At 49.3% G+C, this 18,155-nt stretch carries 27 protein-coding genes; 22 read left to right on the forward strand and 5 right to left on the reverse strand.

The window, feature by feature from the left end:
• The first annotated feature begins 17 nt into the window (after positions 1-17).
• The 6 genes from WCV85_02870 to WCV85_02895 are packed head-to-tail and all read left to right on the forward strand — an operon-like array spanning position 18 to position 5,423.
• The gene (locus tag WCV85_02870) at positions 18-791 is read left to right on the forward strand and encodes a DNA-directed RNA polymerase subunit alpha (GenBank protein MFA6473792.1); all 774 of its coding nucleotides are present in this window, start codon (positions 18-20) and stop codon (positions 789-791) included.
• An 8-nt stretch (positions 792-799) separates the two neighbouring features.
• Complete coding sequence (gene rplQ / locus WCV85_02875) at positions 800-1,150, forward strand: 50S ribosomal protein L17 (GenBank protein MFA6473793.1); 351 nt, start codon at positions 800-802, stop codon at positions 1,148-1,150.
• Positions 1,150-1,515, forward strand: coding sequence for a 50S ribosomal protein L13 (gene rplM / locus WCV85_02880; GenBank protein MFA6473794.1), 366 nt, complete (start codon positions 1,150-1,152; stop codon positions 1,513-1,515). Before rplQ ends, rplM begins: the two co-directional genes overlap by 1 nt.
• 12 nt (positions 1,516-1,527) lie before the next feature.
• Entirely contained in the window at positions 1,528-2,097 is a 570-nt protein-coding gene (gene rpsI / locus WCV85_02885; protein MFA6473795.1) for a 30S ribosomal protein S9, read from the forward strand.
• 47 nt (positions 2,098-2,144) lie between these two features.
• On the forward strand, positions 2,145-3,680 hold the full coding sequence (locus tag WCV85_02890) for a flippase (GenBank protein MFA6473796.1): 1,536 nt from the start codon (positions 2,145-2,147) through the stop codon (positions 3,678-3,680).
• 6 nt (positions 3,681-3,686) lie between these two features.
• Positions 3,687-5,423, forward strand: coding sequence for a glycosyltransferase (locus WCV85_02895; protein MFA6473797.1), 1,737 nt, complete (start codon positions 3,687-3,689; stop codon positions 5,421-5,423).
• A 95-nt stretch (positions 5,424-5,518) separates the two neighbouring features.
• Here the strand turns inward: WCV85_02895 and WCV85_02900 are convergent, their stop codons facing one another.
• Positions 5,519-6,157: a hypothetical protein gene (locus tag WCV85_02900; protein MFA6473798.1), complete on the reverse strand. Its 639-nt coding sequence runs from the start codon at positions 6,155-6,157 to the stop codon at positions 5,519-5,521.
• A gap of 311 nt (positions 6,158-6,468) precedes the next feature.
• Here WCV85_02900 and WCV85_02905 point away from each other — a divergent pair, with 311 nt between their 5' ends.
• The 5 genes from WCV85_02905 to WCV85_02925 all read left to right on the forward strand — a co-directional run bounded on the left by WCV85_02905 (position 6,469) and on the right by WCV85_02925 (position 10,299).
• The gene (locus tag WCV85_02905; protein MFA6473799.1) at positions 6,469-8,439 is read left to right on the forward strand and encodes an AAA family ATPase; all 1,971 of its coding nucleotides are present in this window, start codon (positions 6,469-6,471) and stop codon (positions 8,437-8,439) included.
• A 39-nt stretch (positions 8,440-8,478) separates the two neighbouring features.
• A complete protein-coding gene (locus WCV85_02910; GenBank protein ID MFA6473800.1) occupies positions 8,479-8,880 on the forward strand; it encodes a hypothetical protein in 402 nt (133 codons plus the stop codon).
• Between the two features lie 36 nt (positions 8,881-8,916).
• On the forward strand, positions 8,917-9,531 hold the full coding sequence (locus WCV85_02915; GenBank protein MFA6473801.1) for a dihydrofolate reductase family protein: 615 nt from the start codon (positions 8,917-8,919) through the stop codon (positions 9,529-9,531).
• Positions 9,532-9,643: 112 nt separating this feature from the next.
• Entirely contained in the window at positions 9,644-10,138 is a 495-nt protein-coding gene (locus tag WCV85_02920; protein MFA6473802.1) for a hypothetical protein, read from the forward strand.
• Complete coding sequence (locus WCV85_02925) at positions 10,138-10,299, forward strand: hypothetical protein (GenBank protein MFA6473803.1); 162 nt, start codon at positions 10,138-10,140, stop codon at positions 10,297-10,299. Before WCV85_02920 ends, WCV85_02925 begins: the two co-directional genes overlap by 1 nt.
• 96 nt (positions 10,300-10,395) lie before the next feature.
• Here the strand turns inward: WCV85_02925 and WCV85_02930 are convergent, their stop codons facing one another.
• Positions 10,396-10,854, reverse strand: coding sequence for a hypothetical protein (locus WCV85_02930; GenBank protein ID MFA6473804.1), 459 nt, complete (start codon positions 10,852-10,854; stop codon positions 10,396-10,398).
• 191 nt (positions 10,855-11,045) lie between these two features.
• On the opposite strand from WCV85_02930, the gene WCV85_02935 reads away from it, so the two are divergent.
• The 11 genes from WCV85_02935 to WCV85_02985 all read left to right on the forward strand — a co-directional run bounded on the left by WCV85_02935 (position 11,046) and on the right by WCV85_02985 (position 16,187).
• Positions 11,046-11,396 carry a DUF5674 family protein gene (locus WCV85_02935; GenBank protein ID MFA6473805.1) on the forward strand — a complete coding sequence of 117 codons (351 nt, stop codon included), beginning with the start codon at positions 11,046-11,048 and terminating at the stop codon, positions 11,394-11,396.
• The gene (locus WCV85_02940) at positions 11,393-11,716 is read left to right on the forward strand and encodes a hypothetical protein (protein MFA6473806.1); all 324 of its coding nucleotides are present in this window, start codon (positions 11,393-11,395) and stop codon (positions 11,714-11,716) included. The genes WCV85_02935 and WCV85_02940 overlap by 4 nt, the downstream gene beginning before the upstream one ends.
• Before the next feature lie 29 nt (positions 11,717-11,745).
• A complete protein-coding gene (locus WCV85_02945; GenBank protein ID MFA6473807.1) occupies positions 11,746-12,057 on the forward strand; it encodes a YdeI/OmpD-associated family protein in 312 nt (103 codons plus the stop codon).
• Between the two features lie 22 nt (positions 12,058-12,079).
• A complete protein-coding gene (locus WCV85_02950) occupies positions 12,080-12,334 on the forward strand; it encodes a GIY-YIG nuclease family protein (protein ID MFA6473808.1) in 255 nt (84 codons plus the stop codon).
• A 205-nt stretch (positions 12,335-12,539) separates the two neighbouring features.
• Entirely contained in the window at positions 12,540-12,887 is a 348-nt protein-coding gene (locus WCV85_02955) for a hypothetical protein (GenBank protein ID MFA6473809.1), read from the forward strand.
• A 207-nt stretch (positions 12,888-13,094) separates the two neighbouring features.
• On the forward strand, positions 13,095-13,289 hold the full coding sequence (locus tag WCV85_02960) for a hypothetical protein (protein MFA6473810.1): 195 nt from the start codon (positions 13,095-13,097) through the stop codon (positions 13,287-13,289).
• Between the two features lie 146 nt (positions 13,290-13,435).
• Positions 13,436-13,831, forward strand: a complete 396-nt coding sequence (locus WCV85_02965) for an ATP-binding protein (protein ID MFA6473811.1) — start codon at positions 13,436-13,438, stop codon at positions 13,829-13,831.
• Positions 13,832-13,973: 142 nt separating this feature from the next.
• Complete coding sequence (locus tag WCV85_02970; GenBank protein MFA6473812.1) at positions 13,974-14,777, forward strand: M23 family metallopeptidase; 804 nt, start codon at positions 13,974-13,976, stop codon at positions 14,775-14,777.
• A gap of 11 nt (positions 14,778-14,788) precedes the next feature.
• Positions 14,789-15,271 (forward strand): VOC family protein, encoded by a 483-nt coding sequence (locus tag WCV85_02975; protein MFA6473813.1) that lies wholly within the window; start codon positions 14,789-14,791, stop codon positions 15,269-15,271.
• A gap of 4 nt (positions 15,272-15,275) precedes the next feature.
• Positions 15,276-15,695: a DUF1801 domain-containing protein gene (locus WCV85_02980; GenBank protein ID MFA6473814.1), complete on the forward strand. Its 420-nt coding sequence runs from the start codon at positions 15,276-15,278 to the stop codon at positions 15,693-15,695.
• A gap of 93 nt (positions 15,696-15,788) precedes the next feature.
• Entirely contained in the window at positions 15,789-16,187 is a 399-nt protein-coding gene (locus tag WCV85_02985; protein MFA6473815.1) for a VOC family protein, read from the forward strand.
• 320 nt (positions 16,188-16,507) lie between these two features.
• On the opposite strand, the gene WCV85_02990 is transcribed toward WCV85_02985, so the two are convergent.
• The 3 genes from WCV85_02990 to WCV85_03000 all read right to left on the reverse strand — a co-directional run bounded on the left by WCV85_02990 (position 16,508) and on the right by WCV85_03000 (position 18,085).
• A complete protein-coding gene (locus WCV85_02990; GenBank protein MFA6473816.1) occupies positions 16,508-16,876 on the reverse strand; it encodes a hypothetical protein in 369 nt (122 codons plus the stop codon).
• A complete protein-coding gene (locus WCV85_02995) occupies positions 16,866-17,192 on the reverse strand; it encodes a helix-turn-helix transcriptional regulator (GenBank protein ID MFA6473817.1) in 327 nt (108 codons plus the stop codon). The genes WCV85_02990 and WCV85_02995 overlap by 11 nt, the downstream gene beginning before the upstream one ends.
• Before the next feature lie 533 nt (positions 17,193-17,725).
• On the reverse strand, positions 17,726-18,085 hold the full coding sequence (locus tag WCV85_03000; protein MFA6473818.1) for a hypothetical protein: 360 nt from the start codon (positions 18,083-18,085) through the stop codon (positions 17,726-17,728).
• Between the last annotated feature and the right edge of the window lie 70 nt (positions 18,086-18,155).

Genomic DNA, 18,155 nt, shown 5'->3' on the forward strand with positions numbered 1-18,155 from the left:
TCGTTTACGAAACGCTTATGGAACGCATCCAACTCCCATCCAAAATTTCCTTCACCGACACCGAGCCCAACGTTACGGACGTGGTCATTGAACCATGCTTCCCTGGCTACGGCACCACGCTGGGCAATGCCCTGCGTCGCGTCCTCCTGTCCTCGTTACCTGGCGCTGCAATTACCGCGGTGAAGATTACCAATGCCACGCATGAATTTGCCACAGTTCCACATGTGAAAGAAGACGTGGTGGACCTCATTTTGAACCTCAAAGGCGTACGCTTGGCTGTGCACGAAGGGGAAGGCGGCACCGTGATGCTGAAGGTGAAGGGTGAGAAGGTTGCAACCGCTGGGGACATTAAGTGCCCAGCCAACATTGAAATCCGCAACCCTGAGCATGTCATTGCTACCCTAACCGACAAAGCTGCCGATTTGGAAATTGAGTGCACGGTTGGCGTTGGCCGTGGGTACGTCCCCGTGGAGCAGCGCGAGAAAGAGCGGTTGGATCTGGGCGTGATTGCTGTGGATGCGATTTACACTCCAGTGCGCAATGTGAACTTTGCCGTGGAGCACGTCCGCGTTGGCCAAATGACCAACTACGACAAAGTGACATTGACCATCCGCACGGACGGTACCATCACCCCCGCAGCTGCCTTTGGTGATGCCACGCATATCCTGGTTGACCACTTCCAACATTTGCTCGAGTCCGTTCCTGCTGTTGCGGTTGCTGAAGTAGCAGACGAAAAACCTGCGAAGAAAAAGAAAGCAACCAAGAAAGAGAAAGCTGAAGACGCTGAATAATATTTTGTATGCGCCACCGGAAGACCCGTCCCACTCTTGATCGAAAAGCTGCACCACGCAACGCCATGTTGCGCCAGATGGTGGCGAGTGTTGTGCTGACCGGACGGATTGTGAGCACCACGGCTAAAGTCCGCGCGGTGCAACCTCTAGTGGAGCGCGCCGTGACCACGGCGAAGAGCAACACCCTGGCTGCCCGGCGTCAGCTTATGCGCACCTTGCCGGAAGCTGCAGTCAACAAACTCCTTACCACCTGGGGCCCCAAGTTCAAAGAGCGCAAAGGCGGCTACACTCGCCGCATGCTCATTGGCCAACGCCAAGGCGACGGCGGCCACCAGGCAATGCTTGAATTCATCGACTAATGCGTAAACCCTCACCACCACAAACGATTGTGACTCTGGATGCCAGCGGCAAAGTCCTGGGTCGTTTTGCAACCCAAGTTGCCGTCTATCTCATGGGCAAGCACCGTCCTAGCTACCGGCCAGATGCCATTACTGGCGACCGGGTGGTGGTGGAAAATGCCAAGAAGATTATGGTGACCGGCAACAAGCTCACCCAGAAGCACTACCACCACTTCTCCGGCTACCCCGGTGGCTTGCGCAGCACCAACCTGCGAGACAAGCTTGCTAAAGATCCAACCTCCATCATCATTCTGGCCGTGAAGCGCATGCTGCCCAACAACCGGCAGCGCGCGCTCCTGCTCAAGCGGCTCACCGTCAAACCGTAAACTTTTTTCCAAATGCCTACCAAAGCTACTGCCAAGCCAGCCCGCAAACCCGCCGCCAAAGCCGCGGCCAAGAAACCCACCAAGCACACTGCTGCTGGCGGGAAGATTGTGGTGAAGCGCGCGGTGAAGAAAGTAGTCCACAAAGCAGCCGTACCAAAGGTGGAAGCGCTGCACACGGTGGCCATGCCCGCCCGGGAGGAGTACCAGTCAACAGTTGGCCGCCGCAAAACTGCGGTTGCCCGCGTGCGCTACTACAAACTGGGTACCGGGGAAATTGTGGTAAACAACTTGCCCGTGGAAAAGTACTTTGGGTACTTTACCTGGCAAGAGCTGGCCAAGCGCCCGCTGACCATTGCCAACTGGCAAACTGGCCGCTGGACCATCAAAGTCCAAGGCGGTGGCGTTCCCGCCCAGGCGCACGCCATGGCGCACGGCATTGCCCGCATGCTCCAAACTCTGGACGTTGATCTGCGTGCTTCCCTCAAGAAGGCAGGCATGTTGACCCGGGATGCCCGCGTCAAAGAGCGCAAGAAGTACGGTTTGAAGCGTGCTCGCCGCGCCCCGCAGTGGCAGAAGCGTTAAGCTTTGCCCATGCGCCACTGGCGCACTGTCGGTGCTGGTGATTCCCTATGACCAAGCCCGAACCTACAACCGAAACCAACAGCGGCCAAAGTCGCATTTTGCGGAACACGTCGTACCTGACGGGGGCTTTTGTGCTGCAGAAGGTTATCTCCTTTGTCTACTACACGGTCGTCGTCAACCACATTGGCGTGTCCCGGTCTGGGGAGTACGATCCGCTCAAGTCGCTCATTCCCATTGCCCTCATCCTCATTGACTTCTCCTTGTCCCAGGTGGTCACCCGGGAAATTGCCCGCAACCCTGGGCGGATGAAATCCATTCTGGGCAACGTGCTGGGGCTTAAGCTCCTGTTCACCCTGGTGGTCATGACTGCCTTTGGGTTTGTCACCAACTTTGGGAACTTCAGCCAGGACGTGCAGTCTTCGCTCTACCTCGTTGCGCTCATCGTTGGCTTTGACACGTTCACCCTCACGTTCTTCGCCGTGCTCCGGGGTTTGCAGAACATGAAGTACGAGGCCATGGGCATGATCATCAACCAAGTCCTGGCCGTGGGCATTGGCTACACCACCCTGCGCCTGGACCTGGGTCTGCGCGGCATTTTCTTTGCCACCCTGCTGGGTTCTGCTGCAAACTTCGCCTGGTCCACCTACGCCCTGCGCCGGTTCGCCAAAGTCTGGCCGCGGTTATACTGGGATGTGGTGCTGGTCAAAGAGTTGCTCAAACTGGCTGTCCCGTTCGCCATTGCTGCCATGCTGGTGAAAGTCTACACCTACACCGACCGGTACTTGCTGCTCATCCAGAAGGGTTCTATTGCGGTTGGGTACTACGCCGTGGCGCACAAGTTGACGTTCGCCCTGGAGTTCCTCCCTTCCGCCTTTGCCGCGGGTTTATACCCAGCCATGAGCAATTTCTACGTAAGTTCCAAGGAGAAACTAGCTGACACCTTTGAGCGCGCAATGGTGTACATGATGATCATTAGCGTGCCCATGTCCTTGGGCATCTTCGTGCTCGCGAGTAGCTTTGTGGGCCTGGCGTTCAAAGACTTCTTTGCTCCGTCCGCAGACCCCCTTCGGATCCTCATCCTCAGCTTGCCGGTCATCTTCATGAACTTCCCGGTGGGTACTTTGCTGAATGCTAGCAACCGCACCCGGTTCAATACCATCAGCATGGGCATCACTGTCTTGGTGAACCTCTCCCTCAATACGTTGCTCATCACTCGGTACTCGTACATGGGCGCAGCTGTGGCAACCTTCATTAGCGGCACCGTCTTGTTCTGCATGGGCATGTACTGGACCAAAGGGGTCATTGACGTGCCCTGGCGCCGTTTGCTGCACCGCCTGGGCCGGGTCTACCTGTCAGCGGTCGTGGCCGGCGCTGCCATTTTCCCCATCCGGAATGCATTCCCCATTTTCGTCAGCGGCCGGCGGGCTGACGTGGTGCTGTGGACCTTGCTCTTCGTCATCATCTACGTGGCCGGTCTGTTGTACTTCAAAGGTGTGAAGCGGGAAGAGCTGGCTGCCATTTGGAAAATCATTCGGCGCAAGTCTGCCATTGCCAAAGCTGACGGACCTGCAGCCGGGAAGTAGACACCCATGAAGGTGCTCCTCCTCACCACTACCTTTCTCCCAGCCTACGGCGGCGTGGAGAAGTTTTTGGCCACGCTGTTTGGAGACCAAGCTGCTCTCCACGTTGATGTGCTCACCGAACCCGGGGCAGACGTGGTCCCCAAGTGGAAGCTTATTCGTCAGCCCTTGCTCACTGGGAAAATCCGCCCCCGCTGGCTGCAGACTCTGTGGCAGATTCCAAAGCTCGTTAGCGAGCAAAAGTACGACGTCATTGTGCTGGGCCACTACGCTCCATACCTCGCAGGCGCGTTCAATGCACGCAAGAAGTTTGGCACCAAAGTCGTGGTTATCACCCATGGGTACGATGTCCTGAGCTATGACACTGCTGGTGGCTTCCGCCGGTGGTGGTTGCGTCGTCACTTGCGGAGTGCAAACCTGGTGGTCGCCAATAGCCAGTTTACAAACGAGCACCTGAAGCGCTTGGGGGTGGCGGAAAGCCGCAGAACCGTCCTGACGCCTGGGGCAGAGATTCCCATTGACGTCCTGAGCAAAGCTGAGGCTCGGCAAAAATTACAACTACCTGCTGATAGCCAGGTGCTGCTCACCGTGGGCCGATTAGCGAACCGTAAAGGCCATACCCTGGCTGTCGACGCCGTGGCGCAGCTTGTGCAAACCTTTCCCAAGTTGCACTACCTTATTGTTGGCCGCGGGTCAGAAGAGGGGAGTATTCAGCAGCGGATTGCCAAGCACAAGCTGGAAGCGCAGGTACACGTCCTGAACAACGTAGAAGATACCAGCATTGTCTACGCTGCCGCTGATTTGTTCCTGTTCCCCAGTACCGAAGGCGGGCGGGGGAATGTGGAAGGTTTTGGCTTGGTGAGCGTGGAAGCGCAGATGCACGGGCTACCAGTCATTGCCAGCAACACCGGCGGCATTCCCGAAACCCTGGAAAAAGGTTTGACCGGCGAGTTGGTAGAACCCGGGGAAGCGGATGAAATTGCCAAAGCCGTGGAACCGCTGCTGGCTGATCCCTTGAAACTCCAACGTTACAGTGACCGCGCCCGGAAGTTTGCCGTTGAGCATTTCCAGTGGGAAACCCGCCGTACCCGGATTGTGGAACTACTCACTACTGTCACAAAAGTTCCCAAGGTGAAAGTGAGCGTAGTAATTCCAGCCTTTAACAGTGCCAAGACGCTTGCCACCACCCTCAACAACCTCAATGCCCAAACCTTGAAGCCAGCAGAGATTGTCGTTGTGGATGATGGTTCTACTGACGACACCTCCGAAATCGCGAAGAAGTTTGACGTGCAGCTTATCCGCCAGGAGAACAAAGGCGCCCCTGCCGCTCGGAATGCCGGGTTTGCCAAAACCACAGGGGACTTTGTGCTGTACTGTGATGCCGATGTGCAGCTGCAGCCAACCATGCTGGAAAATATGACTCGAGCCTTGCTCCTGCACCCTGAGGCCGGCTATGCCTACAGTGACTTCAAGTTTGGCTGGCATACGTTTGATTTGTTTGATTTTGATTCAGAGCGTTTGCAAAAAGCCAACTACATTTCCACCATGTCCTTGCTGCGGAGAGAGAACTGTATTGGCTTTGATGAGAGCTTGAAACGGTACCAGGACTGGGATTTGTGGAAGAGGTTGCTGGTGAAGGGTGTGAGGGGGATGTGGGTGCCTGGACGACTTTTTAATGCAGGCTTCGGAGGGATAAGCAAAGATTCTGTGAAGGATGTATGGAAACTCGCAAAGTCGAAAATGTAGTAAATTGGTATAGCCGATCGATTTTGCCTCGGAAAAGGAGAAGTGAGGGTAAAAAAATCCCATCGGGTGATGGGATGTAAATTCTGGGAGGTGTATTAGACCCCCTGGGTCAATTTGTGTTGGTACCATGGAGCAATGTCGAGGTGCCACCCGAGCTCCTGGGTTGCTTTCCACAGGAGAAGCTCAATTGCGGCGAGGCGATCGTTCGGGTGTTCTTCGACGAGTAGCCTGACGGCTTTGACAAGGTTGAATGCAACCTTGTCGCAGGCATAGCGCTCGGTTTTGCCGAGGCACTCAATGAGCAGATCGAGATTGTCGAGGACCCCTATGAACCCAATGGACTCACCAGTCATGGAATCACGGTAGTACTCGTATGCATCGTCAGAAACGGTACCATTCACATAGAGCCCTGGTATGACTGATTGGGGAGGAGCGTCACGCACGCCGTCAAGCGGGTAATAGCCGAGACCGCCCAAGCCGTTCTCGAGCTTATTGACGATATAGCCCGGTGAATTGCTCGGTCCCTCCGGTGTCATCAGCGCGATTACCGCACGCATGATAAGTTCACACGCATTGTGCGGAGAATAGTCCTTGCCGCTTAATGCCAGGCAATACTGGACCGTTTCTGCGCGGGCTAAGAGATCGGAGCGGCTGATCGTGCCGTTAGTCGATGTGACGTATGCATGGGTCAACGGGATTTCCCCCGGCTTGATCCTAATGGAGATAGGGTTCACTTTTCCTCCTGGGAAGATGCTTTGTTTTGAGTTTTTGCTTTCGTAAAGATTACCTGTGATTTACACTTATGGCAAGGTCAGTAGTTGATTTTTGGCTAGGAAAGGGGGAGAATGGGGGCATGATCGAACTCAAGACCAAGAAAACCAAGGCATCAAGCAGCTCAAGAAAAAGCTCTATAGCAAAGTCCGTCGAGGTCCGGTTGAGGGGAAGGCTGTGAGCAGGGATTGAGGTAGGAGAGGGTTGTTTTGGTTGGTTTTCGTCTCGCCGGCAGGCTTTGATTTATCGGCAGTATTTAGAGTAGACTAGCTTTATGAAGATTACTTCTGTTTCAATATCTAATATCCTTAGTTTTCCTCATAAGGAAGCATTTTCTACTCCCACTATTACCTTTCAAGGCGAACGATCAGGAGGAAGTCAGCATATTTTGATTGGTCCAAACGGGTCGGGGAAAAGTAATTTTATTGAAATAATCAACCAGATTTTCCAAAGGGTTCTGTTTCAGCCTATTGTCTTTAATGAAAGCTCTCTAAATCAATTTAAAAGGACTGGTAATAAGAATGGCTTAGGGCAAACAATCCAGACACCACAAAAAAGCCCCACTAGTTATATTGAAAAAAATTATTATTCAACCCAGATGGATAAAAAAGTAATTATAGAGATTGAACTAAGCGATAAAGACCAGGAAAACATAATCTTTCTTGGACACAATATTGAACAAATAAATGAAATGATTGATAGGTATGGAAGTTCAGGCACTCCGGTGATTCATAAATTCTCAACCAGTTTTGATTTAAACGAACTTGCCAAAATTCACAAGTTAGAGTTAACAATTGAAGATAATTCACCGACAAATACCTATACTGTAAACGTAAATGGAAATACCCCAGAAAAGCAGCTTGCGAGTGAATACCTTCAATTTTTTAAACTTTTAAAAAGGCTTATATATATTCATAACAGTTATGAGATAGGAGAGCGGGGAACTTCTTGGAAAGAAATAAACGAAAATTTCGTTTTGCTCGGAAGCTACAGGAATTACCATAGCTTTAATGAATCAGTCGATGTTAATCCTGATCCCGAGGCTCAATTTAGGGCATTGGATGAGAGGCGATTAAATGAAAATACTAAGAGTGGTGACAATAACGAACCAGCTGTCATGGAACTTGTTCGCCGAAAAGTAGCAAATGAATACCATCGTTTAATACATAATCCGGAAGCAACTGTTAAAAAAGCACCCGAGTTAATAAAAAGCTTCCCATTGCTAAAGAAAATTAATGAAAAGTTAAATTCTTTTTTAGGTATAACCCTAGAAATCACTGATCCAGAATATAGGGATTTAAGCTATGAAATGTTTTTTTCCGACAATAACGCAGGTGGTCAAAGGGTGAATTTCTCCGGTTTAAGTTCAGGCCAAAAAAGTATAGTACACCTTATTTTTACTTTGTTTGGATACGATCTTGATAACGGTTCTATAATAATTGATGAGCCAGAACTTCATTTGCATCCTCAAATGCAACAAAAGTACTTAAAACTTATTAAAGAATTAAAGGAAGAAAAGAACATACAATTTGTTATCGCTACTCACTCCCCAATTTTTGTAAATTCTGAAACTATTAAGGACACATATCGATTTTTTATGGACCAGAAAGAGACAAAAATTATTAATCCAAAGATCACGAGTTCAGAATATGAACTAATCAAAATTCTGGATTATACAAATTCTTCAAAGATCTTTTTCTCTGAAAAAGCAATTCTAGTCGAAGGCGAGTCTGACGAGTTTTTTTATAGGTACTTCATTGAAGAATATCTGAAAACAGAATTCCCATCTCTACAAAGTCAACAGTTAAAAACTTATGAAGTTTTTAATATTAGTGGGAAAGGAAGTAGTAAAAGATGGAGAAAGTTTTTAGAAGATTTTAAAGTCGATGTCTCTTTTGTGGCAGATTGGGACAATATCGCTAACTTTAAAATTGAAAATGTACAAGAAATGGCGAATCTTACAAGCAAGACTCAAACTGATTATTGCGGAATAACTGAAGAATTGATCAAGAATCATAACGTAAAGTTTAGTGAGATTTCGTCAGCTATTGATAGCCTCAAAGCGTCTAAGAATTACATATTAAAATTAGGGTCCCTTGAGTGTTACCTAGGGTTGTCAGGAAAGGAAAAAGTGGAAGAAGTCATTGATTTTTGTCATACAAGATTTTTAAGCTGGAAAATAGAACCCGTCTATGAGAACAAACGGCTTGAATTAGAAAATATTTTTAAAGGCATACTAGTATAAAAAAATCTAGGCTCATGCCCAAAACCCCACTTCAACCCCATGAAATATCCCCTCACAATCATCGCCATCATCACTCTTCTCCTGACCGCCACGGCATGCACAAAGAATACTCCAACGACTAACACGCCGGTTGTGGTCAATACTATAGTGAATCAAGGCACCGCACCTACCGAATCCGGATGTCCGCAAGAAGGGCATATTAAATCTCCGGCCAGCACAAACGCGGCGACGATTACATTTGATAACCAAACTGGCGCTGACCTGAAAGTTTACTGGCTCGACTTTAACGGGGCGCGGAAGTTTTATACCGACGTGAAAGCGCATAGCAAAAAAGACCAAGCCACCTGGGTCGGACATGTATGGGTCGTGGCTGATGGTGCCGGACAATGCGTCAAGCTTCATTCCGCCAACGCCGTCGCTCAAACGCTCGTGATTGATTAAGAAGGCTCAGCTTTACATTGCTTAACAACCAACTGTATGCGTAAAATAGTCACAACGACATTCATTACCCTTGATGGGGTCATGCAAGCGCCGGGCGGCCCAGATGAGGATAAAGCCAGTGGGTTTGCGTTTGGTGGATGGCAAGCGCCGTTCGTGGATGGTGAGCTCATGAAGACTATGGGCGAATGGCTGGGGCAGCCGTTCGAACTGCTCCTTGGCCGAAAAACCTACGATATCTTCGCAGCGTACTGGCCCTCGAATACGAGTGTGCCGGTTGTGGCCGAGCCATTCAATGCAACCAGAAAGTACGTCGTTTCACACAATCCTGATTTCAAGCCCACGTGGAATAATTCCGTGGTGGTGTCTGGCGATGTTGCAGCCGAAATTGCAAAACTCAAAGCCATGGAGGGCAAGGATCTTTGGGTGCATGGCAGTGGGAGCCTTATTCAGACCTTGCTTAAGCACCAGTTGATCGATCGGATGCACCTCTGGATCCATCCACTGACCATTGGCTCTGGCAAGAAATTGTTCGAACAGGGAACCCAGCCGGCGACGTGGAAACTGGTTGAGGCAAAGATTGGGACCTCGGGGATAATCTTAGCCACCTATGAGCCTGCCGGGCCGCTGGAAACGGGGACCGTGGGGACATAAACATTCACTTTTTTGGCTGATGGTGCCGGACAATGCGTCAAACTCCATTCAGCCAACGCCGTTAGCCAAACGCTGGTGATTAATTAGCAAGCTTAATTGGTTATTAACGCCTATGAAAAAAACAATTTGTTTCCTCAGCACCGTGCTATTTGCCCTTCTCCTCTCCGGCTGTACGTCTGGCAGCACAACGAACACGACAAATACTACTGGTGTGGTGAATACCATAAATCAGGCCGTGGCGACAGCGAATGAGAACAGTAATGCAAGTGTCGCAAGCGATACAGATAAAGTATGTGGCTGGGTAAATAAATCTGATGTGATTATGAAGCTCAACTTTGCCGATGGTGTGGCAAAAGATACTTCGTACGAAGCAGGGTTTTATTTGTCAGAAATAAATCTCTTTGCCCGGCTCGCCCGCAAGGAGTGTGATTACCGGACTGGTTTCAGCTACGAAGAGCTGAAGGGGAAGGGCGCAGTTCAGCTGGGCGTGCGGGGGTATACGGATAGCAATCGGCGCCAGCTGGCAAACGAGCCGCTCAGTGTTGTCATCGGTGCTGATGGCCATCCCAATATTGGGTCTGCTATCGAAGTAACGGTTTTGGATTAATGAAAAGAATAACCCTCTCCATCCTCGCAATACTGCTCGGAGTATTTCTCTTTATCTACGGCGGAGCTGATGATAGTCCTGGCGCCCAAGGACTTGGGCTGCTCCTGGTGCTTTTTGGGGTATACTGGTTCTGGAAGATGAAGAAGAAAAAGGCTGTCTAACATTCCCCGTTTGTATGTAATCCGTTTTACTCAATAAAAAGCACCCCGTTGAAAAACTCAACGGGGGCTGAAATGTGCTGATTTGACCGAAGTGGCTTACTTATTCAAAAAGTCAAACAGAGCTTTCTGGGAGGGAGTCAGGTCTTCGACGAGTATCATTTCTTCATCCCATTTGGTCTTTCCTGGGCGAATGAATGAAAGGTAAATCCTTTTTACTCGCTCGCAATAAACAGTATGACCAACTCTTCCTGCCGCATCAACAAGATCGTCGGTGTCTTCGTAGTCTTCCGTTACGAGTCTATTCGTGGCTCCAGATACCGTGCCAATGATCAGACTCGCTTCCTTGTCTTTGCATGAATCCGGTACTTCGGTTGAGTAGATCACTTTGACTTCGGCGCTTTCCATTCGTGCCGCCTGCAGAAGATTGACCAACGTGATGTTGTCAGTGGATTCAGCTTTCGCCTCTCCTTCAGAACTCCCGCTGCAGCCAACTAGCGAAATGCTTGCGAACATTGCGGCGAAAAGCAGGGTCAGTAGAATTGTACTCTTTTTCAAGGTGCCTCCTAGATATTAGGTGTTGGTGCTTGGTTTCTTCGTTTCGTAATCAAAAACAATAGCACAAATTGATTATTTGTCAATAGCATTAGGGAAAGGGTTGACCGTTAGCACCAATAACGAAGTTTTCAATTCGCACGGGAGGGGAAGGTGACAAGAGAGAGCCGGTATGCTATAGCTACATGCACACTATGGCGCAAATTCAACTACTAACGACAGCACTGACGAAAGCCGAGTTGCAAGAAATTGCAAACGAACGTTTTGGTGATATGGTGAAAGGTGTTGTGGACGTTGCGCAGGGGCTTTTGGCACTTGGCGGAGAGCTCCATGCGGATATTGAAGCGTTTCTCCTGGATCATGGCTCCGTGCAGGCAAATTTGTGGGGCATAAACCTCTACCCATCAATGGATTTCCCGGGTATGGTTGAATTCGATTCAATGATCAATATTCGTCCCAGCCAAGGAAATTCGTCCCGCGGGGTTGAAAATGAGGATCTCCAGAAAAAGATTCTGGCAGTTGTACAGAAGCACCTTGTCCAATGAGCCAAGCACAGCATCATGACCTGGCGCAGGGACGGTGGCAAAATATGACTTTAGCCGAACAGCTTGGGAACGTTGGAAGTGAGTACAGCCGAGCACGAAAGTGGAAGGAGCAGGGGAACGAACAGTTTTTTGGTAAAGCTTTTTCTCGGCTCCTTGAGCTTCTGGATTTGACGATTACTGATAACCGCTGGCACGGACCACGTCGCCGCGAACTCACTCGGGTGCGTAGTGGGGTATGCGAAGAGCTCCTGGGGAGAGAAGCAGCAGGAATGAGCTTCAACAAGTACTTTGATGTCATGGCTGTAGCGGCGCGAAGGTAGAATCTTCGCGTTGTTTCAGAGTAATCACTATGACCAAACCAAAAATCTCCGGCGGTGTCGCCCACAAAATGCCCTTGGATTTGCAGAAAGCTCTGCTTGCTGACAAAGCTGCTTTGCATTTGTGGGAAGACATTACCCCGCTGGCCCGGAATGAGTGGATTTGCTGGGTGGAATTTGTGAAGTCACCAGAGAAGCGGAAGGAGCATATTGTACGTGTGGTTTCCGAGCTTAAAGAGGGGATGCGCCGACCGTGCTGTTGGATTGGGTGTACGCACCGGAAAGATAAAAAAATAAGCCCATCAGTCAAAGGGATACTTTTGAAACGGGGATATAAAGTTTAGGGGTATACCCCCACACCAAATTATGTTTTATCTTTATATCTTAAAAAGTCACAAGGATAATAAGCTGTATATTGGATCAACGAATGACCTTCGACGACGCTTTAAGGAGCACAATGAAGGTAAAGTCTTTTCGACGAAAAGCAGACGACCATTTGAGATCGTATACTATGAGGCATATAAGGCCGAAAAAGACGCGCGTCATAGAGAGGTAAATGTAAAATTACGTAGTCGTGCCTTTACGCAATTGAAGAAGCGAATTGGAAATAGTCTAGAGTAATTTGGTGTGGGGGCAAGCAGAAGTGGATTCTTGGGAAAAAGAAGTAATAAAGTTGCGGTGGAGAATAATAACCCCACTGAAATAGACAGGGTATATTTTGATTCCTAGGGGGCGTGTTCATTTTACCTGCACGCTTGACATTCTTTACTTTCCATGATAGTGTAGTAGATCAAAAATACATTACATTGAAATAATTGGAGGTTTTATGTTCGGATCAATGCGCTACCCGGAGGGACTACATAAGCCCGAACGAGGTGGGGAAGTGGATTGGCATGTCTGGTGCAACACAGGCGCACAAGAGATTCTTCGGACAGAAGAGTATGCGGAGAAAATTTCTGCAAATCCTGCCTATAAGTGGGTAGTAAGTTTTGCCAATGCTTCTGCTGCACGCATTTTTCCCGGCCATCCAATGTGGGAATTGCTGACAAGCATAGCCAAAACGTACAAAGTGGAAGTATTTCAACTCACTTTGGAGGGCGGGTATGTTCCTTGGCACGGAGGATCTGGTGATCTCCGCGAGTTTGATGGGATTAAAATTAGTGCGCTCGGCTAGCACATTGCAAGAGGTACAAAGGCACAACTACGGTTGTGCCTTTTTGCATATTTTTAGACATCTGGTACGCTAATACACATTGGATCCATACTCTTGCCCTGCCCTTGGGATGCGTAAAAAAGAGTCCAATTTCTACTCAACAAGGGCCCCAATCATCCAACTAGTCAGGTCGAGTGGATGATCTTCGCTCACTAACTCTACCCACATATGGACCAAGAAGCAGAGTTCAAGAGTACCCACGGCGGTATGACGCCGCAAGAGGAGTACTGGGTGAACCATAAAGGGCGACGGTGGAGATGGGATGAATGGGGCTCGCCAGTTGGCTTAAGCCTGGGCTGGGCACTCTTCATAATCCCCCTGGGGATATTCCTGTACTTCCTGCACCTCTCGGGCATTATCTAGCATCGCAGTGGTAATGCAGAACCGACCTCCTTTGTAGGGGGTCGGTTTGCTTTTTTAACCAAGCCATTTCCATCCGGGTTGACACAACAGACAACCCATGGTACGGTCAGGTGTTAAAAAATCGAAACTGAAAGAAGGAGAAGTGCATGCGTATTGCATACATTATGCGTGGTGTGTCTGGCAGCGGCAAGACCACGGTAGCAAAGCAGCTCATTCAAAATGGAGGGACAATCCACGCAACAGACAACTACTTCATGGTTGAGGGAGTGTATACGTTCGACCCGGCGAAGCTTTCGGAATACCATGAACTAAACTTCCAGTCTTTTTCCGAAAGTCTGCAAGCAGGCGTGCCTGTCATTGTGTGTGACAATACGAACATTCTGTATACACATTACCAACGGTACGTTGAGGCTGCTGAGCAGGCTGGCTACCTGGTTGCTATTGTGACCTTGCCGCACCCAGATCCGCAGCAAGCGGCTGAGCGTAACCTGCACGGTGTCCCTCTGTACGCCATCGACCGGCAAATCAGCCGTTTTGAGTAGTTCTAGTGGCTCTTCGATTTTATCGGGGAGCCTTTTCCATTTGCACTTTTGCCCGAAGGAAAGACCAAGAAGAGATGTGGCCACAAAGGAAGCGTTCAAAAATATTTTGAACAATCACAGAACGTACGCTATACTACGGCTTATGAAAAAAGCACACATGTTTTCCGTTCTGGTCGCTGTCGTTCTCCTGGGTACCGCGTGTAGTACACCCAGCCAGCAGATAAATGCCCCGGTTGCGAACACGAACACCAGCACATTTTCGAACACGAATGAGGGCACAAACACGAATACCGCTGTCACGACTGATCCCAACCAACCAGACCTCCTAATAAAGCATCTGGGTTTGAACGTTGGTCCGTACGATTCAGCCACCAAAATGGCGGGAGATATCAAGTTTATCAAATCCAAGCTAGGGGGGACCGACCGGCCGCTGTCCGAATTTGGCTACATTATTCCAGGGGCAAATACCTCAACGCGGATGGATAAACCAAACCCACAACCAACTTTCAGCGCGCCACTAGGCACCAAAGTCCATGCTATTGTGGATGGCGAAGTCGTCCGTATTGAAACGCTGTACAGCAATGACTTCTCCATTATGCTTGCCTCATCACGCGAGAGTGAGTGGATCTACGAACTGGAACACGTCATCAAACCCGTCGTCAAGGTTGGCGATCACGTCAAGGCTGGCGACATCATCGCCGAGGTCAGTACTCACGACTCGCAGCACTATCCTGGTATTGGCCTGGTAGAAATTGGGATTCTCCGTGGTGGCAACCCCCCACAGCACGTCTGCCCTTTCCAATATTTGGACCCAACCGTAAAAGTTGACCTTCAGCAGCGCATCAAAAATCTACAGGACGCGTGGGAAACGTATCGCGGAAATAAGAGCATCTACGGGACTGACCAGATTATTGGTTGCAAGAGCTTGGAGCCAATCCAAGGGTAAAACACTATCCTATGAACCCACTAATGAAACCCATTACCCCACATCTGTGGTTTGATACGCCTGAGAAAGTGAAAGCCGCGGTTGAGTACTATGTCTCGGTTTTTCCGAACTCCAAGACCCTCAGCTCCTACGTGCTGCACAACACACCCACGCCTGGCGGGGACACGTTTGTCTACGAATTTGCATTGAACGGCCAGCGGTTCATCGCCATCAATGGTGGTGACCTGTTCAAGTTTAACGAAGCGATCTCCTTCATCATTACCTGTGAATCGCAAGAAGAGCTGGATGCCTACTGGTCCAAACTCTCGGCCGTTCCGGCGTCTGAACAGTGTGGCTGGTGTAAGGACAAATTTGGATTGATTTGGCAAATCACGCCGGTGTATCTGGATGAGGTAATGTCCAGCGGGAATCAGGCGAAAATTGACCGTGTGACGCAAGCATTCTTACCAATGAAAAAGATTATCATTTCTGATCTGAAGAAAGCTGCAGAGTAAACCCATGCCCGAAATAAAGACCAAGAAGAACAAAGGCAGTGTGTCCAAGTTCATCCAGGCTGTCCCTGACGTGAAGCGGCGCAAAGATGCCCAGGTGTTGGTGAAAATGTTTGCTGAGGTGACGGGTAAAAAGCCAACTATGTGGGGCACGGCTATTGTGGGCTACGGCATGTTTCACTACAAGTCTGCGCGCAGCACCCAAGAAGGTGATTGGCCGCTGAGTGCCTTTTCACCGCGGAAGCAGAATCTGACCTTGTACATCATGCATGGCCTGAAGCCGGCTGACCTAAAAAACCTGGGACCACATACCACGAGTAAAGGCTGTTTGTACATCAAACGGTTGTCTGATGTAAATCTCGTGGTCCTGAAAGCCGCGATTTTGAAGTCGTACAAGTTTATGCAGAAGCAGTACCCACGGGGATAAAGAACAAAATTCCCACCAAATCACTAGGAGTTTGTCGGGCAGGGGATTTTTTGGTATCGTAGACACATAGCTTCGTATTCAACAACCGACCATATGAAAATGTGCCCTGTGGTGCACTTCGAAATGCCTGCCGAAGATAAAAAGCGGATGACCGAGTTTTACACCAAAGTTTTTGGTTGGCAAACCCAGCAGCTGGGCAAGGAGATGGGGGAGTACGTGGTGGTTACCACCACGGAGACTGATGAAAATCGGATGGTGAAAGCACCTGGGACCATCAACGGTGGTTTTTACCAAAAGACTGAGGACAAGCTTTCACAGTACCCGTCCATTGTCATTCAGGTGGATGATATCCAAGCGCATATGAAGATTGTGGAAGATGCCGGCGGAAAAATCTCTGGGAAGATGGAAGACATTCCCGGGATTGGGTTGTGGGCATCCATTATTGATTCCGAAGGCAACCGCATTAGCATGCTGCAGCCGCACAAGCGGTAACGATTGAAAAACGTTTTGCTTCTTTTGAGCCGCGGGGTGCCCCAACCAGTTGTTTGCAGATTCCCATCGCTGCAACTGGCCCACCCCCGGCTCTTTTTTGTGAAGAAAAAAAGCAGAAGGTTAGTTCCAAAACTTTTTCCCGCTGTGGTAGAGCGTTGACTAAACGCCAAGGCAAGTTTGAGGATTTTTGGGTTGTATGAATTATCCATAGTGTAAATTTACGAAAGAATTGAAGCCCGAGCGAAGTAGATTGGAAAAATAAAAAGAAGCCCAGGCGAAGTTTCGTCGGGCTTGTTTGGTATAAAACCGTAAGTGATGAGTTATGCAGAAGCGGAAAGGGAACGGTGCAGCACCTCTGCTGCCTTTTCTGCAGAAGGGTAGATATACACTTCCTTATTCAAGAATGCGCATGCTAGTTGTATAAGGAGCGGGTGTTCACCACCAAGCGTGAGGGCAAGTTTCTGCTTTTTGTTGCCCAGGAGCTTGTGGATCAAAATGAGCTTGCCCACCGCATAGTCGCTAATGGCTGTAACGCCTGTCAGGTTTACGAGATGCAGGGTATACTCGTTTGCCTCATTCGTTATGGCGAAATCAAGTATATCCGCAACATAGTCATTAATGGCTCCTGTTAGCGTGTACTCCATAATATCCCGGTCGCGTACCTGCTGGACTAGTTGTTTAGGGTTCATTTTTCCTCACTTTTTTTGATGCCTTTGCAATTATCTCAAGTGATGCCTGAGTGATTCTTTGCCCTTTTTTTGTAAGTGCAAAATACGTTTTTGCACGACCACCACGTGTTGGGGTAGGTTGTCTCGTTTGCTTCGACAGCATTCCTTTTTTCACAAGCCGATTGAGGGTTGTGTATAGCGCGCCGACAGTTGGCATGTTTGCGAACTTGCCGATGTCTTCGCGGATGCTTATGCCGTAAGCGTTTTTGTTGTTTCGCATAACGGCAAGCATCACCAGCAATTCAAAACGTATAAAGTGCATTTTTTTGATTTTCATTTTTCCTCTTTTGGAAATGCGTGATATTCAAATCATTTTATAATAGTAAGGCTAGCCCGTCAATACTATCTTATTGATTGCCTGAATCTTGCGTAAGCACAGGGGTTGGAGCTTTCCCAGAAGTTGAGAACCGTACGGTACGATTGCTACAGCTGGCTCACCCCCGGCGCTTTTTGTGAAAAAATACCCCGGTAGTTGGTGTCTACCGGGGGCTGCATCCCATATTCTACAAGGTTGAAAGGCTCCCACAGCTGGAGTCCAAATACAGTCTGTGCGTCAATGGAGCCAAAAATACGGAATGAACAGGTTTTCAGTGTAGCAAAGTGCTTTCCTATGTCAAGAACAAAATACCCCAGTAGCAAGCTACCGGGGCTGCCTTCCACATATGTAGAGGCTGATAGACACCCACACAGGGTCAGTGCAAAGACGTACCTGTGCTTTGGGCGCCTAAACGAAAAATATGACAGATATAGGACTTCGGCTTTGTATTCCTTTCGCCTGCAGTCAGAGGTACACAACCCAGCTACGGAGATTTAGCGCGTCTGCCTGCGGTTTTTCGTGATATCCACCAATGCAGCCTTGGCTCGAGTGCCGCAGCTTCGAATGAGGACGTCCAAGGGCTTTTTGAGGAGTTCCAGAACCGTCTCCGGTGTTGGTGCTTGATCCAGCATACGCAAGGTTTTCGTGCTTTTTTGCTGGGTAGCGTAGGCCAGCCAGACGCAACCGCAGGTTGGACTTTCCCCCCGAACCGCGGCGTAGTGCGTGAAGGATGGATCTACATCATTGGGATGTACTCCTTCCAATTCTCGCAGGTCGTACCACGTTGTCACCGCGTGCAGAATAGTACCGTGCCGGGGGCAGAATATTTTCATTTTCAAATTTGGTTTTCGCATGCGCAATCTCCTTTTGTTTCTGTCTTTTGCATTCACTCTAGGTCGAGTTTTAGGCTTCTGTCAACGTCGT

The organism is Patescibacteria group bacterium, assembly GCA_041665345.1.
Lineage (GTDB): Bacteria > Patescibacteriota > Patescibacteriia > PEXW01 > PEXW01 > JBAYJA01.

Coding starts and splice junctions, on each gene's coding strand:
- WCV85_02870 (MFA6473792.1), top strand. CDS start 18: ATGGAACGCATCCAACTCCCATCCAAAATTTCCTTCACCGACACCGAG.
- rplQ (MFA6473793.1), top strand. CDS start 800: ATGCGCCACCGGAAGACCCGTCCCACTCTTGATCGAAAAGCTGCACCA.
- rplM (MFA6473794.1), top strand. CDS start 1,150: ATGCGTAAACCCTCACCACCACAAACGATTGTGACTCTGGATGCCAGC.
- rpsI (MFA6473795.1), top strand. CDS start 1,528: ATGCCTACCAAAGCTACTGCCAAGCCAGCCCGCAAACCCGCCGCCAAA.
- WCV85_02890 (MFA6473796.1), top strand. CDS start 2,145: ATGACCAAGCCCGAACCTACAACCGAAACCAACAGCGGCCAAAGTCGC.
- WCV85_02895 (MFA6473797.1), top strand. CDS start 3,687: ATGAAGGTGCTCCTCCTCACCACTACCTTTCTCCCAGCCTACGGCGGC.
- WCV85_02905 (MFA6473799.1), top strand. CDS start 6,469: ATGAAGATTACTTCTGTTTCAATATCTAATATCCTTAGTTTTCCTCAT.
- WCV85_02910 (MFA6473800.1), top strand. CDS start 8,479: ATGAAATATCCCCTCACAATCATCGCCATCATCACTCTTCTCCTGACC.
- WCV85_02915 (MFA6473801.1), top strand. CDS start 8,917: ATGCGTAAAATAGTCACAACGACATTCATTACCCTTGATGGGGTCATG.
- WCV85_02920 (MFA6473802.1), top strand. CDS start 9,644: ATGAAAAAAACAATTTGTTTCCTCAGCACCGTGCTATTTGCCCTTCTC.
- WCV85_02925 (MFA6473803.1), top strand. CDS start 10,138: ATGAAAAGAATAACCCTCTCCATCCTCGCAATACTGCTCGGAGTATTT.
- WCV85_02935 (MFA6473805.1), top strand. CDS start 11,046: ATGGCGCAAATTCAACTACTAACGACAGCACTGACGAAAGCCGAGTTG.
- WCV85_02940 (MFA6473806.1), top strand. CDS start 11,393: ATGAGCCAAGCACAGCATCATGACCTGGCGCAGGGACGGTGGCAAAAT.
- WCV85_02945 (MFA6473807.1), top strand. CDS start 11,746: ATGACCAAACCAAAAATCTCCGGCGGTGTCGCCCACAAAATGCCCTTG.
- WCV85_02950 (MFA6473808.1), top strand. CDS start 12,080: ATGTTTTATCTTTATATCTTAAAAAGTCACAAGGATAATAAGCTGTAT.
- WCV85_02955 (MFA6473809.1), top strand. CDS start 12,540: ATGTTCGGATCAATGCGCTACCCGGAGGGACTACATAAGCCCGAACGA.
- WCV85_02960 (MFA6473810.1), top strand. CDS start 13,095: ATGGACCAAGAAGCAGAGTTCAAGAGTACCCACGGCGGTATGACGCCG.
- WCV85_02965 (MFA6473811.1), top strand. CDS start 13,436: ATGCGTATTGCATACATTATGCGTGGTGTGTCTGGCAGCGGCAAGACC.
- WCV85_02970 (MFA6473812.1), top strand. CDS start 13,974: ATGAAAAAAGCACACATGTTTTCCGTTCTGGTCGCTGTCGTTCTCCTG.
- WCV85_02975 (MFA6473813.1), top strand. CDS start 14,789: ATGAACCCACTAATGAAACCCATTACCCCACATCTGTGGTTTGATACG.
- WCV85_02980 (MFA6473814.1), top strand. CDS start 15,276: ATGCCCGAAATAAAGACCAAGAAGAACAAAGGCAGTGTGTCCAAGTTC.
- WCV85_02985 (MFA6473815.1), top strand. CDS start 15,789: ATGAAAATGTGCCCTGTGGTGCACTTCGAAATGCCTGCCGAAGATAAA.
- WCV85_02990 (MFA6473816.1), bottom strand. CDS start 16,876: ATGAACCCTAAACAACTAGTCCAGCAGGTACGCGACCGGGATATTATG.
- WCV85_02995 (MFA6473817.1), bottom strand. CDS start 17,192: ATGAAAATCAAAAAAATGCACTTTATACGTTTTGAATTGCTGGTGATG.
- WCV85_03000 (MFA6473818.1), bottom strand. CDS start 18,085: ATGCGAAAACCAAATTTGAAAATGAAAATATTCTGCCCCCGGCACGGT.